Consider the following 16,067-nt stretch of genomic DNA (forward strand, 5'->3'; position numbering starts at 1 on the left):
TAACTCATCTCTCAAAAGTGGTCTTCAACAGCCTCACTTTTTTAATCTTCATCGCGCTTTTTTTCCCCTTGTATTTTGCCACAAAAGGGAGGCTGCGGATGTGGACTTGCCTGATTGCCAGTTACATATTCTATGGCTGGTGGGACTGGCGTTTCCTATCGCTCATCCTGTTTTCGACGGTGCTGGACTGGTGGTTCGGTGTGTGGCTGACTTACAAAGACGCGCCGGAAGAAACCCGCGCCCAATGGGAACGAGGCAGTCCGGTGTTGCGAATTTTTGGAAAAACAACGGGGGCCGCGGACCGCCTAAATTTGAGCCGAAAAGCCATTCTCGTGTCAAGCATGGTGATGAATCTGGGTTTTCTCGGCTTTTTCAAGTACTTCAATTTTTTTGCCGACAACTTCGCCGCACTCGTCTCCTCTTTTGGCCTAACGCCCTCATGGACAACACTGAACATCATCCTCCCGGTCGGCATTTCGTTCTACACTTTCCAATCCATGTCATATACGATTGACGTGTACCGGCGGCAAATACGGTGGGAGCCGTCGTTGTTGCGCTTCGCCACGTTTATCGGTTTTTTTCCTCAATTGGTGGCTGGCCCCATCGTGCGGGCAGCGGATTTTTTGCCTCAAATGCGGGAGGACAAAAGATTCAGTTGGGCAAATTTCAACTCCGGCCTCGGGCGGGTGCTCTGGGGTTTTTTCAAAAAAGTCGCCATCGCCGATAGCCTTGCGCCGTTTGTGGACCAAGTGTTCGCCGAGCCTCAGGCCTTCGGCTCCATGCACTTGCTGCTCGGGGTCGTGTTTTACTCGTTCCAGATTTATTGCGACTTTTCGGGCTACTCGGACATCGCTATTGGGCTGGCGCGGATGATGGGTTTTCATTTTCCCGAAAATTTCAGAACCCCGTATTTCTCCAAGAGTTTCAGCGAGTTCTGGACGCGTTGGCACATCTCTCTTTCCTCATGGCTGCGCGACTATCTCTACATCCCGTTGGGCGGCAACCGACACGGCAAGCTCGCTACCTACCGAAACAATATGCTCACGATGTTGCTTGGCGGCCTGTGGCACGGGGCGAATTGGGCCTTCGTGTTCTGGGGGTTTTTGCACGGGCTGTATCTGATTTTGCAAAGAGTGGTTAGCCCGATCTGGCGACGATTGGTGCGGCTGGCTCGGTTGCCAAAATTGGCCGACGACGCGGTGTCAGTAGCCACTGTTTATTGCCTTACATTGTTGGCTTGGATATTTTTCCGCAGCGGGGGCATTGGGCTGGCCGGGGGGGATAGTTTTGCCACGGCGAACAAAATCATCGCGGGCATCGTCAGCTTGGAGGGCTTTGGCTTTGAGGCTGTTGTCAACAAGTTCCAAGTCATCAAAGGCGCGTTGCTGATAAGCGTGTTGCTGGCTGTGGAGGCGACGAATATTCGTTTTCGGTGGAATGAACGGCAAGTGCGCAACCCGGTTTGGCGCATGGCGGCGTTTGCCGGACTATTGTGGCTGATTGCGTTTTTCGGGACGTTTGGAGCGAATGCGTTTATTTATTTTCAGTTTTAGCTACTCCCCCGCAAACCGCATGATTTCTTCCACGAAGCCACGGTGATTGGCCAAGCGCGGCACCTTGTTTTGGCCGCCAAATTTGCCGCGTGCCCGCATCCAGCGCATAAAGGTGCCGCGCGGCACGATGCGCAGATGCAACCGTTGGAGCGCCATGCCCTTGAAGCGTTTGGCCTCGTAGTCCGAATTGATGCGCTGGAGCGTCTGGTCGAGCATCTCGTTGAAAATCTCTAAATCGGTCGGTTCTTTCTCGAATTCCACCACCCATTCATGGCCGCCTTTGCCTTGCTCGCCTGAGAAATAGACGGGCGCGGCGGTATATTCCGACACCACGGCATTCATCTGGCGACAGGTCTCGGCGAGCGCCTTATCGGTGTCGCCCACCATCACTTCCTCGCCGAAGGCGTTGATGAACTGTTTGGTGCGGCCTGTGATTTGGAAACAGTGCGGATATTTTCGAGTGAACATGAGGGTGTCGCCGGGCAAATAGCGCCACAGACCATTGTTGGAAGAAATAACGATGGCGTAGTTTTTCCCGACTTCCACATCGGCCAAAAGCACGGTCTTGGGATGTTGGTTTTCCCACTCCTCCACTGGCACAAACTCATAAAACACGGCGTTGTCGGCGAAGAGCAACATATCATTTTTGCTTAGGTCGCATTGTGCGCCAAAGTAGCCTTCCGAGGCGTTGTAGATTTCCTGATACACAAAATCCGGGCTGGGTATCAGCGCCTTGAAAGTCTCTCGATACGGCTCAAAACCCACGCCTCCGTGCATATATGCCTGTAGGTGGGGCCACACTTCGAGCATGTTCGACTTGCCGGTTTTTTCCAAAATAAGGCGGAACAGGACGATGAGCCAAGTGGGCACGCCGCCAAACATCGCAATATCGTCACGGCGGCTGGTGATGTCGGCGATGCGCTGAATCTTTTCCTCAAAATTGGGCAGAAGCATTGTGTCGAAATCGGGGGTGTAGCAGAGTCTTCCGAGCGTGGGCATGTGATAGGTAAGCAGCGAGCTCACGTCGCCAAATCGGGTTTTGGGGTATTCTTCCAAGGATTGGAAGCTGCCAGCCATCATCAAGTTTTTTCTCCTGAAAATCTCCAAGTCGGGTTTGTTGCTGTGCAGTAGGGCGAGCGAGTCCCAACTGCTTGCGAAATGACAACCGTAGAGGTTGCTCATGGGGACGGGAATGTATTTGCTTTTTTCGCTGGTGGTGCCACTGCTCTTGCTGTACCAATTTACTTCGCCCGGCCAGAGCACGTTGCGCTCGCCGTGCATCATGCGGGCGATGGCTTCTTTGAGTTGCTCATAGTCGTGCGTGGGGACCCGTTGGGCGTACTGTTCGGCGTTGCGGATGCTGGCAAAATCATATCGCCGCCCGATTTCGGTATTGCGAGCAGTGTCGAGCAGGCGTTGTAGCCATCGTTCCTGCGGCTCTTCCGGCCGTTTCATGTATCGTTCGATGCGCCGCATCCGCAGGCGCAGATACTGTTTGGCGAGTTCGTTGACCAACCAATTCATAGGCAGCGAGCGTTTTGTTTTGCCAGTATTAGGTTGCGGTTTATTAGTGCAAATGTAATTTTCATTTTCTGATAAAATACACTGCCAACACAAGGAACACAAAACCGACGAAGTGATTCCACTTCAGCTGCTCGTTTTTGAAAAACAACAGGGCGAACACCGTGAACACGACCAAAGTAATGACTTCTTGGGCCACTTTGAGCTGAACGAGGGTGAATGGCCCGCCATTTTCTCTGAACCCAGCGCGATTGGCTGGCACCATCAGACAATACTCGAAGAATGCGATGAGCCAACTGGCGAGTATCAATCCGAACAAGCCGGTTTTTTGGAAAAATTTCAATTTGTGGAACAAAAGGTGGCCGTACCAAGCAAATGTCATGAAAACGTTGGACAGCAGCAGGAGCAAAATCGTGTAAGCGCCTTTCATGGGTATGGTGTGAAAAATGCCCCGGTAGATTGGGACTAACGAAGGCGAGTGCAAATATACTTCAGGGAAAAGCGTTTGTGGCGTGGTTATTTTTGCCCGACTTTTCGTGAATCCAACTTTTTGCACCATGCGTTTTTTTCTCCCGGTATTTCTTTTGTTTTTTTTGTTTTTAGCCTGCAAAAACACACACAAAGAGGCTGAGCAGGTGACCCAAACGACCGTTAAGGTTCCGCAGGATTTTCTTGATTTTTACGACAGATTCCACCGCGACAGCGCGTATCAGCTGGCGCATATCAGCTGGCCTTTGCAGGGCGACACGGACGAGCAGACCGAGAATGGCGGCACGCGCCGAAAATCCATCATTTGGGAGCAAGCGGACTGGCGAATCCAGACGCTGGATTTTGACCTCAACGATTATGTTTTCGACCGCCATCTGTTGGGTGAGATGTTGTTGGTGGAGGTTATCAAGCCCAAGGCGGCCAATTTTGGCATCGAACGGCGTTTTGCCAAGCAAAGCGACGGGGAGTGGATGCTGATTTATTATTCCGATATCCGAGAGCTGAAGTGAGGGGGGGCCAGAAGTGCTATTTGTTGACAGGATGGACAAGATTGACAGGATTCGCGCCCTTTTCGGGGGAAAAAACCTGTAAATCTTGTCAGTCCTGTCGAAATTAAAAATTGCAAGACGGCCTCGACCGCTCTCTCATTCGTTCGTCGCAAACATGTTTAATGCTGCACCGTCAGTTTGCGCGTGTGCGTTTGCTCGCCGTTACGCACATTCACGAAGTAAATGCCATTGGGCAAACGGCTCACATCAAGTGTCATGCGGTTGTTGTCTTTGGTGAGCGTGCTGTGCTGTTGGAGCGCCGCTTTTCCCGCCACATCGAAGAGGGTGACTTGAACGTCGGCATCATGCTGCAATGACATTTCTAGTGTCAGTTCTTGCGTGGCAGGATTGGGGTACATCCCAAATTCAGCATTTTCAAACGACACGGGTATCTCTATGTCTTCCACCTCACCGTCGGTGTTACCGTCGGTGCGCCAGTTTGAGCCGCTGAGGCTTACGCGCAGCGTGTAGCATTGGCTGCTGCTGAACGCGCCGTTGTAGCCATACACATAGGCATAGTAGCTGGTGGACACGGTGTTGGTGTTGTACACAATCAGTTCGTTGGCGGTGCCGGCATTTTGAGAGATGGCCAGGTAACTGTTGTTGCGATAGAGCCTCACATCGTAGTCGGCGGGCAGGTTGGTCAGCTCGATTTTGATGTTTCGAGTGGCATTGGTATTGGAGAATCGGTACCAATCGTTGTCGGTGGAGGTGGCAATCAACGCATTGATGTTTTGGTTGACCGGGATCACTTTGGCGGCGCTTTGAGTGTTGTTAGGCTCGTATTGGTCGGGGCAACTGCCTGAGGCGGTGGTGAATGTCGCCGCGGCGGAGTAGTCGCTCGAATTGCCGCCACACACTGCCTGCACTCGGAAATTGTAGCTGGTGCCGGCTGAGAGGCCAGTCAGGTTGTAGGAGGTGTTGGAGATTCCGCTGACCGTGTTCCATGTGGAGTTGGCCGCCAATTTCCATTGGAGGTTGTAGGAGGTGGCGCCGCTCACCGCGCCCCAGCCAAGCGTGGCGCTTGTTTGTCCGATGTTGGTGGCGCTTAAGCTAGCGGGTGTTCCGCAAGAGCCACCACCGGGCGGCTGGCAACCGGGGGAATTGACCAATGCGGCGCGAGCGCCTCCCGCGCTGAAAAGAGCCTGCATCCGATTTTTCTGACCAGTGGTGAAGACGTTCATGCATGCATCGTCGGTGTAGTCCATGTAGTTCATAAACATATCGCCATTGGGGCCATTGCTGCAGCTGACTCTGGGGAATGTGGGGCAAGCATAGTTGGGGCCTCCTTGATTGGGGGTGTCGCCCACTTGGTCGCTACCGGTACACGCGGTGCCGTCGTCGCCCCAGATATGGTAGCAATTGAGCCAGTGCCCTACCTCGTGGGTGGCGGTGCGGCCTTTGTCGAAGGGTGGGGTGGCGACACCTACCGTGCCAAAGTAAGCATAGTCGCATACCACGCCGTCGGTGTTGGCCGGGCCGCCGGGGAATTGGGCGTAGCCCAACAATCCGCCGCTAAGGTTGCAGACCCAAATGTTGAGGTACTTGTTGCGGTCCCAGGCATCAAGTCCTCCGCTGCTGAAGAATTTGACATTGTTGTTGGTGCTGAACCCATTGACGGAGGTCTGGCGGCGCTGTATGCCTGTGGTGGCATTGCCGTTGGGGTCTTGCGTGGCGAGGCAAAAATTGATTTCACAGTCCGCGGCTACTCCCTGAAACACGGAGGGGGTATTGGCGGCATCCGCGTTGAGTCGGCGGAAGTCGGCATTGAGCACATCCATCTGCGATAGGATTTGGGCATCGCTGATGTTCTGGGTTGCATTGTAGTACACGACGTGTACCACTACCGGGATGGTCACCACGGCGCGGTCTTTGGCACCGCCAGCTTCGATAAATTTCTTGGTGTGCTGCTCGATGTCGTCCAAGCGTTGGCGCATGGATGGGTCTTCCAGAAGTTGGCGGGCAAGCACTTCGTCGGTGCCGCAGGTGCGTTGTTGGGCATTGAGGCTGCTAGCGAGGAAGAGCAGCAGGTAGGCGAGGGAGAGTGCATTTTTAAGCATGGTGACATGATGATTGAAAAAAATGAACAGTTTGAGTTTGGCAAAAAAGCAAGAGATTGTGCCTCTTGCCACACAAAAGTATTTTTCCCAAACAGATTTTCAGGAAATTTTTTTTCAGTCATCGCGCTCAACTCCCGTGTCTGTTGTGCCATTTCCCAAATTTGGCAATTAGCATTTGGGCAAAACATTGCTTTGCAAACATCCAAACGAGATGCCTTCCACCTTCTGCGCAAGTTTTTTCAAAATCAGGGTATAAATGCGAACGTCCCCCTTCCCAATAGGAGGGAAGGAGGACGTTGAGGGTGGTATGCCTTGATTCGCCAGGATTTGTCAGATGAACATGATTGATGCCCCTGATTTGAGCAGATTGCGATTGCAGCTATGCCCAAAACTTGGCGGCGCGAGGTATAGAAGGGGTGTAGGGTTATTTCTTAATCAGCGTTTTCAGCGCTTCTTCGTTCACCTTCACGGGATATTCGCGGCGGAGCTCTTCAATCCACTGTTTTTCAAGATAGTCCTGATAGTCGGCTACTGCATAGCCCCGTGCTTCGGACAGCGTTTTGGGAGTGGGTGGCATGATTTCCTCGATTTTGATGAAGGAGGCGGTCTTTGTGTTGGCATCCGTCTTAGCATCGGTCAGGTCGCCGGCTTTCCAAAGATTGCCAAGCTCCTTGTTTTTGCCTTTCTCGTAGATGCGCTCCATGACGGTGATTATCTCGTTGTCTTTTTTGTTGAATTTGTCGAGCACTTTGGCGGCAGGATTTTTGGCGGCGAACTCGCGCACATTGGCCAGCACTTTGGGGTCGTCGGTTTTGAGGGTGTAGATGTTGGCGCGGGCGCGTTCGTCCCATTTGTATTTCTGGCTTAGGTTGACATCGAAGTATTTTTGCAGCCCGACGGTGTCTGTGTTGGCTCTGTCCCACACGTTTTGTTTGAGCGCCTCGAAAAGCAGGATGCCTTCTTCATACTCGCGCATCAACGATTTGAACTCGGGATATTTCTTGTCGAGTTGGCTTTCCTCGTAGGCCATAGCGGTTTCGTCCGACCAGCTTTTGTAAAGCCGCTGCACGGTTTCTTCCAGTGGGTAGCCCGCTCCGCGCATACGGTCGCGTCCGGCTCGTGCGCAATAGTCCTCGAAATCCGCCACCGTGTAGTTTTTGTCGTTGAAGCGCATGAGGGGTGTCTGCGATTTCACGGAGTCTGGCTTCCATTTGAAAGTCAGGAAAATCGAATCCGTTTGTTTGTCGCTCCATTCGTCCAGTGCCTTCGGAAATTCCTTGAAGTTGTTCTCCTTTTTGATGCGTTCAATCATGCTTTGCTTGGCCACCTCGCTTCGGCTGTCGCGCTTGACGCGCTCTGTGAGTGCGCGTTTGGCCACGTCGAAAGCGGCGATGGGGCGGCGGCTCTTGCGTTGGATGATGTGCCAGCCGATGCTGGTTTCCACGGGTGGGGAGAAGTCGCCATCTTTTTCGAGCGCAAAGGCGGCTTCCTCAAACGAGCGTTGGTAGCGATTGATGCCAAAGAAGCCGAGATAGCCACCTTTTGGGGCCGACATCTTATCTTCTGAGATGGCAGCGCACAGCTCGTCCCATTTTGCGCCATTTTTCAAGGCTTGGTAGGCGCTGTCGGCGCGCATCCGTTGGGCGGCATTTTGCTCCTCGCCCTCTCCTTTTCTTAGCAGGATTTGGGCCACTTCCACCTCTCCACGAGCGGGACGGAAGGCGTTGATTTTCACGAGATGGTAGCCTGAGTAGGAACGCACCACGCGCAGTTCGCCGGGCTTGGCGCTGTAAATGGCTTTTTCCATCAAGTAGTAGCCATCGGGCAGCATGGCGGTCACGAAGCCGAGGTTGCCGTGGTTGTCTTTGGCCGATTTGTCTTCGGAGCTGTCGGCAGCGAGCTTTTCAAATGCCACGCCTCCTTTCACCGTCTTCATCCAGTTCATGGCGCGATTGTAGGCGACGAGCGTGTCGGCGGCGGGGGCATTGCGGTCGCAAGCCACGAAGATGTGGCTGATGTCCACGTCTTGCAGGGTGTGGTCGTAGGTTTCGCGGACGAGTTTGTCTGTTACTTCCTTGTCAATCAGATAGGAGTTGGCGAGGGTGCGCCGGTAGCCATCCAGTTCGCTGCGAAGCGAGGGCGCGGTGTCGAGTTCCATGTCGCGGGCTTTCTGTACTTTCAGCTTGAATTTGACATAGAGGTCGAGGTAGTCGCGCAGCGATTGCTCGGAAAAGTCGGCTTTGTCCTGATTGGTTTTGGAATAGATGTATTTGAATTCGGAAACGGTCACGGGGTTGTCTTTCACCGTGAACAGCACTGGGTCGTTTTGGGCAAAAGCGAAGCTGGCAACGAGCAGCAGGGCCGCCGTAATCGTGTTCTTGAATAAACGAGGCATAGTAGTGAAAATCAGTTTGGTGTTTTTCGTGAAAAAATGGCGGGCAAAATTAGGAAAGGGCGCTCAAAGCGCGGGTGGAGGGTTTCGGTTTTCAAAATGTTAACAGGAGAATGATGATAGCAGACGTGTGTCTGCCAGGTGTCGTTTTTCAGCCGCCGCGGCAGACTTCGAATATTTCGCGACTCGGATTTTTCTTCGGCAGCGAGTTGAAGGAGTGTATTTAGGGGTTGTTGGAGAGATATTTCGACAGTCAGGCCTGTGTTCGTTCAAGCGAATGGGTGAAATTTCCTGACAAAAATACCCGCTTCAACTTGTTCCTCAAAAACGCACGCTGCATCACACCCATCCTTCTTTCATCGCCTTCAGTATCGCTTCTGTCTTGGAGTTGACTTGCAACTTGTCATAAACGTGGCGGATGTGGGTGCGCACGGTGTCAATGCTGATGTGGAGCTCGTCGGCGATGAGCTTGTAGCTGTAGCCTTTCATGAGGCCTTTCAGGATGTCCTGTTCGCGGGTGGAGAGGAGGTGGTCGGCGGGGTGGGTTTTGGGAGGTTGTTGGAAGTATTGCAGCACCTTGCGTGCCACGCTGGTGGTCATGGGCGAGCCTCCGCGATGCACGTCGAACACGGCTTGCACGATTTCAGCCGGAGGTGTGTTTTTGAGCAAATAGCCGCTCGCGCCGCTGCGAATGGCCTGAAAGATGCGCTCATCGTCGTCAAACACTGTCTGCATGATGACTTGTGTTTTGGGATAGAGGGACTTGATGATGGGCAAAGCTTCGAGACCTGACATGCCGGGCATATTGATGTCGAGCAGCACCACATCGGGCATATAAGCGTGCAGCTCGCTTTTGAGATTGTTCACATGGGGAAAGGCTCCTGCCAATTGAAGCCCCGGCGTGGCTTGCAACAGGTAAGCGATGCCTTCGCGGAGGTCGCGGTTGTCTTCATATAGCAGGACTTTGACTGGGTGCTCCATGTTTTTGCTTTTTGCTGCTGTAAAGATACACGCTGACAATTTTTTGTCACAATCACATAAAGGTGTGAAAGGTGTCTTGCCACCCTATTGCATCAAATTCGTGGAATATGCCAATGGTCGCCATATTTTTGCGCCATGTTTCGGCTGCTGCTCTTCACTTGTTCATCAAAATTGCCCTTGTGGATGGGGGTATGCCTATTGTCGCTTGCTGCCTGCAACAATCCCAACACGCCTCTCGACGCGGCCACGCGAAATGCCATTGATTCCATTTCTTCGGCACAAATCAATCTTGCGCGAGTCGAATTGGACAGTCTTTGTGAGCAGCGCCGGCGCACCGAGTTGCCTCGCTTGGTGGATTCCATCAAACAAAAACGGTTAAGAGAAATTCAAGAACAACTGAAATCGGTGCCTCAGTAGGCTTGTTGCGATGGGCGGCTTTGCTACTTTTGCCCCATGCCAACATCGAACCGCACTCCCATGATGCGTTTTTTGCTTCCCATATTTGTCGCCGGGTATTTTTTGCAATGTACCCCACCGCCGACCGGGTCATCCAAGGCTGCTCAAGTCAATCTTGACCTCAACAATCCCGCGGTGCAGCGACTTTACAACCTCCGCGACGAGCGCAGGACGGACAGCCTGCTGCTTTACCTCCAACATGAGGAAGCGACGCTGCGCTATCTGGCGGCGCTCTCATTCGCGTCTTCCGGTGACTCGAGCGCGATAGATGCGCTGGCCAATCGCCTGCGCGACACCGTGGAAGATGTGCGTATCGCGGCAGCATTTGCCTTGGGGCAAATTGGCCTGCCTCGATGTGAAAAACCTTTGGTGGATGCCTTCGTGAGGGACGACACGGCATCGGTGCGCCAGCGATTCAACGCGGTCGTGTTGGAGGCCGTAGGCAAATGCGGCTCCACCACCAGCCTGCGCCACATTGCCACCGTCACCACCTATATGCCCACCGACACGCTCTTGCTGGAGGGGCAGTGCCGCGCCATATATCGGTTTGGCCTGCGCGACTCGGTTTTGCCCGTCGCCACCCAATTGATGGTCAATTATCTTCAAAACGACAAAATCCCGGCCCCAGCTCGCTTGATGGCGGCACACTATCTGGCCCGCACCAAGAATATCACTTTCGATAGCGCACAAGTGGAACTCATTTCCGTGTCGTATGTGCGAGCGCACGCCCATCCCGACATTCGCGTAGCCATCGTCAAGGCTCTGGAAAAAAGCCCCACTTGGCCTGCTTTTAATCGGCTGGCCAATGCCATAGAGACTGAGAATGATTGGCGGGTAAAATGCGGAATCATCCAAGCGTTGGGCAAGTTCGATTACGATACGGCTCGCACCCTCGTAGCACCGTTTCTCAGCGATACCAACCCACACGTCAGCCGCGCCGCTGCCGAATTTTTTGTGCAATATGGCCAAGCACAGGATGGCGACTACTACTGGCGCATCACGCAGGACGAGCCTGATTTGCCGCTGATGACCCAAATCCTGCTGCACCATGCTTCGCTCAAGCATCTTTCGGGAAAGCCGCAGAGCAAGGAATATGTGAATGACCGTTTGCAGCAGTTTTTCCGACAAGCAACCAGCCCTTATGAGCGAGCTGCCTGCCTTCGCGCACTCTCGGAATATGGCTGGAATTACGTTTTCATTCACGACCGGGGCTTCAACGACCCCCACCCTGCCGTAAAAACCGCTGCCGCCGCGGCGTTGGTGTCCATTCTGAAAAAACCAAATTTTTATACCCTTTTTGGCGAAAACAGTGGCGGGGTGCGTCGCGCGTTGTATCGCTATTTGAGGGAAATCGTGGCGGCAGGCGACCCCGGCATGATTGCCGAAGGTGCCGATGGGTTTCGCGTGCCGGCGATGAATTTTCTCAGCTATCGCGATTCCGCGCGGCTTGATGATTTGAGGGAGGCGCTCGCCAAACTCCGAATGCCCCGTGACTATGAGGCATATCTTAAACTCGACTCGGCGCTAGCTTTTTTTGAAGAAAGACCTGCTTCCGCCTTGCCCAAAATCGCCTACAATCGCCCCATCGGATGGGAGGCATTGAAGCAAGTAAGCCTAAAAACGGAGGTGACTCTTGAGACGGAGGAGGGCAAAATCACGCTGGAACTGTACCCGCTTTGGGCACCCGGCTCGGTAGCCAATTTCCTGCAATTGGCCTCCGACGGTTTTTTTGACGGGAAAAATTTCCATCGAGTCGTGTCAAACCACGTCATTCAAGGAGGCTGCCCTCGAGGTGATGGCTATGGCGGGTTGGACTACACCATTCGGACCGAAATCGGGTTGGTTTGGTATGACAGCGAGGGGTATCTGGGCATGGCTTCGGCAGGTCGGGACACGGAGGGCACCCAATTTTTCATCACTCACACCGCCAGACCGCATTTGGACGGGCGATACACGATTTTTGGAAAGGTCAAATCGGGTATGGATGTGGTGAATCGCATCATGCCGGGCGGCGTTATCAAAGACGTGACGGTGCAGTATTGAAGCCAACCCGTTCAGGTCACGACGCGCAACGCCTTTTCTATCAGGAAAAATTCTACGGGGGTCTCGCCCAAAAACTCCCCATCGGCCTCAAGCAAGGTGGGTGTATGGCCGTTGTGTTCCACTCGAATGGATTTTGCCTGTAGCCCTTCCACTTTCGGATGATTCAATATGGTGCCGTTGTAAAATCTCCTTGTTTGCAACAACACTTCCCACTTGGGCAGACGACGCGCGAAAGTAAGGGCAAACAACCCATCGTCGGGCACTGCCTGCGGAACGAGTTGCATACCGCCGCCGGAATAGCGACACAAACCAATGTTGATGGTGTAGAAAAAGTCCTCGACGGCATGGGCATCGAACGAAATCCGTGCCTTGGTCAATTCATATTCAAACAAATACTTCGCTACCAGCAGCAGATATTGCATTCGGTTCGTGATGTGATTTCCCGACAGTTTTTTACCGATAAATCCGTCGTAGGCCATGCCTGCCACATTGACGAAATAGCGCTCGTGGGTCGCCCCCTCAAAGGTATATTTCGCCAAACCCACATCTTGAAGAAGGGTGCTCGGGGCCAATAGCCGCTCCAAACGATGGCGAGGGTCTGTGGGAACCTGATATTGTCGCGCCCAATCGTTGCCAGTGCCAGCAGGCAGAAGGGCGTAGGCGATTTCGGTAGGTTCCACGAACGACTGCTTCAGAATACCGTTGACGATTTCGTGGTTGGTGCCGTCGCCCCCGATGCCAAGAATGTGGCGGCGCCCCCTGATGATGGCTTCCTCGACGAGTTGTATCGCGTGGCCGCGCCTTTGGGTAAAATGGACGGAATAGGAAAAACCAAGCGCCTGCAATAGCCGCTCTATTTCCGGCCAAAGTCGTTCTACCTTGCCGTTGCCGGAGGTTGGGTTGGCGATGATGTGCCAAAAGGGTTGGGATTCGGACGCTTGCATGACGCGACAAAAGTGACAATTTTTACTCGACGGAACTCACACTTTGATTCGCTAGGATTTATCAGTTCACCATGCTCGCTCTCCTTGATTTTGAGCAGGTTGCGCTTTATACTATGTCCAAAACTTGACGGCGTAAGAATACATGATTTGCAAAGAAATCTTGCAAATCATGTCGAAAAACTACCTTCGCCCTGTGTTGCTCCAACTTGATTTTTTGCAATTCCAGCCTAAACTCCGCCTCTCCAAATCGGGCGAGAAGACGTTTGTGTTCGACCCCATTCGGCGGAAGGAGGTGGCGCTCATCCCGGAGGAGTTGCTGCGTCAATTGGTGCTTCTTTATTTGTTGGAGGTCAAAAATTACCCTGCCAACCGCATCAGGGTCGAGGCAGGCTTCGCCCTCAACGGCATGCAAAAACGCTCCGACATCATCGTGTTTGATGCCGACATAAAGCCTTGGCTTTTAGTGGAATGCAAGTCTCCCAAAGTGGCGCTTGCGCAATCTACCTTCGAGCAGGCGGCCCGATACAACCTTCAATGGCAAGCGCCCTTCCTCGCCGTGACGAATGGTTTGGCGACGTTTTGTTGCGCGTTGGATTTTGGGAAACAGGGGTTTGAGTATTTGGGGGATTTTCCTGATTATTTCGATTGTTCCGATTGATTCGATTGTCGTTTAAATCAACATAGCCGCCATAATCAAGTTATACCTTGATTCGCTAGGATTTGTTAGATGAACATGATTGATGTTTTTGATTTTGAACAGATTGCGATTGCAGCCATGCCCAAAACATAACGGCGCGAAGTATAACCGAATCAATCTCACGGCCTTGCTGTTCCCTTCGCCTCTCCTTTCAGTTTTTCGTTCAGAAAATTGGTCATCAATGTGTAGAGATGGATTTTGGCGTTGCCGCCACCAATGCCGTGGTTGCGGTTGGGATAAATCATCGTGTCGAACTGCTTGTTTTTGGCAATCAAGGCGTTGGCCATCTCGGCGGTGTGTTGAAAATGCACATTGTCGTCGGCGAGACCATGCACGAGTAGGTAGTTTCCTTTGAGGAGGTCGGCAAAATTGATGGGGGAGTTCTGCTCGTAGCCATCCGGGTTTTCTTTGTTGGTGCGCATATATCGCTCAGTGTAGATGGTGTCGTACCATTTCCAGTTTGTCACGGGCGCGACGGCGATGGCCGATTTGAACACGTCTCTGCCTTTCAACAGGCATAGGCTCGACATATAGCCGCCATAGCTCCAGCCAAAAATCCCAACCCGCGCAGGGTCCACGAAAGGCAAGGTGCCGAGATACTTGGCGGCTTCGATTTGGTCTTGCGTCTCCAGTTTGCCAAGTTGCTGGTAGGTCATTTTTTTGAACTCCTCCCCGCGTCCGCCAGTGCCCCGATTGTCCACGCAAGCCACCACATAGCCTTGTTGGGCCAGCATCTGAAACCACCAATAATTGGCACCTTTCCATGCGTCGGTCACTTGTTGGCTGCCGGGGCCGCCGTAAACGAACATGAGCACGGGGAGCTTTTGGTTTTGGAATCGGGGGGCATTGGGTTTTATCATCCAACCGTTGAGCGACACTTGCTCGGAGGTTTTGAAGTTGAAAAACTCAGCGGGCACCGTGCCGTATTCCGACTGTTTGTGAGTGACGGCAGCATTCTGCTCCAATGCCCTTACCTCCTTGCCTTTTCGGTCGCGCACGACATATCGGGGCGGCGAGTTCAACGTCGAAAAGGTGTTGACGTAATAGTCGAACGTGCTACTGAACTGTGCGGATTGGAAGCCTTTTTCCTTGCTGATTTTTTTCAGGCTTTTGCCATTGAGTTTCACGGAATAGAGCTCGCGTCGCATGGGTGTCTCGGCTGCCGCTTGAAAGTAGAGCAATCCATTTCTTTCATCCACACCATAAAAATTGGTCACGTCCCAGTTGCCTTTTGTGAGCGCGGCGACCTCCTTGCCAGCCATGTCGTGTTTGTAAAGGTGATTGAAGCCGCTTTTCTCGCTGGGCCACACAAAGCCAGAACCATCGGCGAGGAAGGTGGCGTTGTGCAAATCAATGTAGTACTTGTTTTTTTCTTCCAGCAAAACGGCGCAACTGCCTGTTCCGGAGTCGGCCAAGAGTAGCTTTAGGTGGTTCTGATGACGGTTCATCCATGTCAGGCAAAGTTTGTTTTGAGGTGTCCAGACGATGCGGGGCAGGTAGTCGTCGGGGGCAGCGCCAGTATTCACTTGAAGGGTCTTGCGTGTGTTCAAATCATATATCCACGCGGTGACGACGGCATTTTGCTCGCCTACTTTCGGATATTTGAAAGTCACGAGTTCGGGATAGGCCCCTCCACGATACATTTCCATCGTCATTTCTGGCACCGCGCTTTCGTCGAAGCGTAGAAAGGCGATTTTTGAGCCGTCGGTGCTCCACTCAAAGGCCCGAACCAGCTCGAACTCTTCCTCATAGACCCAATCCGAGGCACCATTGATGATATGGTTTGTTTTGCCGTCATGCGTGACTTGAGTGGTTTGGCCCGATGTCAAGTCTTTGAAATACAGGTCGTTTTCGAGCACAAAAGCCACTTTTGAGCCATCGGGAGAAAAGGTGGCGTATCGTTGTTTGGAGCCTTCGTGCAGTGCCGTGATTTTTTTGGTCTTTGAGTCAAACACAAAAAAATCGGCCTTGGTGCTCCACCGATAGATGGGTTCGGAATTGACTTTAAGGAGAATTTTAGACTCATCGTCGCTGAACGAATAGCCGTCAAATACACCCTTCCAGCCGGGAGCGGCGGTGGGCACCGTCGCCGCGTCGAAAATCACCCCAGATTTTTCGCCCGTGCGCAGGTCGTATTGCTCAATGATGGCACCACTCAAACGAGTGTAGTGCACACCATCTTTCTGAAAATTGAACCCGGGCACACCCTTCGCTTGGAAGGTGCCGTTGACCCATATATCTTCGAGTGTAATTTGCTTTTGGGAAAAAAGGAGTGCGGGAACAAAGACGAATAATAACCGGAGGAGCAGTTGCATGGTTTGAAAATGATTTTACGGGGTAAAAATAAGGCACGCCGCAAGGCGGCGTGCCATTCTACTCTTTT

12 protein-coding genes are annotated in these 16,067 nt (G+C 52.8%); 5 read left to right on the forward strand and 7 right to left on the reverse strand.

Translation table 11 applies throughout. From position 1 onward, the window contains the following. Positions 1-98 precede the first annotated feature (98 nt). Complete coding sequence (locus KIS77_12010) at positions 99-1,553, forward strand: MBOAT family protein (protein ID MCW5923065.1); 1,455 nt, start codon at positions 99-101, stop codon at positions 1,551-1,553. Here the strand turns inward: KIS77_12010 and KIS77_12015 are convergent, their stop codons facing one another. Continuing rightward, positions 1,554-3,077 (reverse strand): GH3 auxin-responsive promoter family protein, encoded by a 1,524-nt coding sequence (locus KIS77_12015; protein MCW5923066.1) that lies wholly within the window; start codon positions 3,075-3,077, stop codon positions 1,554-1,556. It lies immediately after the preceding gene. A 61-nt stretch (positions 3,078-3,138) separates the two neighbouring features. Further along, positions 3,139-3,504, reverse strand: a complete 366-nt coding sequence (locus KIS77_12020; protein MCW5923067.1) for a DMT family protein — start codon at positions 3,502-3,504, stop codon at positions 3,139-3,141. A gap of 127 nt (positions 3,505-3,631) precedes the next feature. Between KIS77_12020 and KIS77_12025 the strand changes: the two genes are divergently transcribed. After that, the gene (locus tag KIS77_12025; GenBank protein ID MCW5923068.1) at positions 3,632-4,072 is read left to right on the forward strand and encodes a hypothetical protein; all 441 of its coding nucleotides are present in this window, start codon (positions 3,632-3,634) and stop codon (positions 4,070-4,072) included. A gap of 158 nt (positions 4,073-4,230) precedes the next feature. On the opposite strand, the gene KIS77_12030 is transcribed toward KIS77_12025, so the two are convergent. The 3 genes from KIS77_12030 to KIS77_12040 form a co-directional block, all read right to left on the reverse strand. Then, the gene (locus KIS77_12030; protein ID MCW5923069.1) at positions 4,231-6,243 is read right to left on the reverse strand and encodes a T9SS type A sorting domain-containing protein; all 2,013 of its coding nucleotides are present in this window, start codon (positions 6,241-6,243) and stop codon (positions 4,231-4,233) included. Between the two features lie 352 nt (positions 6,244-6,595). Then, the gene (locus tag KIS77_12035; GenBank protein MCW5923070.1) at positions 6,596-8,566 is read right to left on the reverse strand and encodes a peptidylprolyl isomerase; all 1,971 of its coding nucleotides are present in this window, start codon (positions 8,564-8,566) and stop codon (positions 6,596-6,598) included. 336 nt (positions 8,567-8,902) lie between these two features. After that, a complete protein-coding gene (locus KIS77_12040; protein ID MCW5923071.1) occupies positions 8,903-9,544 on the reverse strand; it encodes a response regulator transcription factor in 642 nt (213 codons plus the stop codon). Between the two features lie 135 nt (positions 9,545-9,679). Between KIS77_12040 and KIS77_12045 the strand changes: the two genes are divergently transcribed. Both KIS77_12045 and KIS77_12050 read left to right on the forward strand, forming a co-directional pair. Further along, positions 9,680-9,961, forward strand: coding sequence for a hypothetical protein (locus KIS77_12045; protein ID MCW5923072.1), 282 nt, complete (start codon positions 9,680-9,682; stop codon positions 9,959-9,961). Positions 9,962-10,021: 60 nt separating this feature from the next. Further along, positions 10,022-12,043, forward strand: a complete 2,022-nt coding sequence (locus KIS77_12050; GenBank protein ID MCW5923073.1) for a peptidylprolyl isomerase — start codon at positions 10,022-10,024, stop codon at positions 12,041-12,043. Between the two features lie 11 nt (positions 12,044-12,054). On the opposite strand, the gene KIS77_12055 is transcribed toward KIS77_12050, so the two are convergent. Next, a complete protein-coding gene (locus KIS77_12055; protein ID MCW5923074.1) occupies positions 12,055-12,987 on the reverse strand; it encodes a diacylglycerol kinase family lipid kinase in 933 nt (310 codons plus the stop codon). 169 nt (positions 12,988-13,156) lie between these two features. Here KIS77_12055 and KIS77_12060 point away from each other — a divergent pair, with 169 nt between their 5' ends. Beyond that, positions 13,157-13,645 carry a type I restriction enzyme HsdR N-terminal domain-containing protein gene (locus tag KIS77_12060; protein ID MCW5923075.1) on the forward strand — a complete coding sequence of 163 codons (489 nt, stop codon included), beginning with the start codon at positions 13,157-13,159 and terminating at the stop codon, positions 13,643-13,645. Positions 13,646-13,803: 158 nt separating this feature from the next. Here the strand turns inward: KIS77_12060 and KIS77_12065 are convergent, their stop codons facing one another. Further along, positions 13,804-15,999, reverse strand: a complete 2,196-nt coding sequence (locus tag KIS77_12065; GenBank protein MCW5923076.1) for a S9 family peptidase — start codon at positions 15,997-15,999, stop codon at positions 13,804-13,806. Positions 16,000-16,067: the final 68 nt, after the last annotated feature.

This window comes from Saprospiraceae bacterium, from assembly GCA_026129545.1.
Taxonomy (GTDB): domain Bacteria; phylum Bacteroidota; class Bacteroidia; order Chitinophagales; family Saprospiraceae; genus M3007.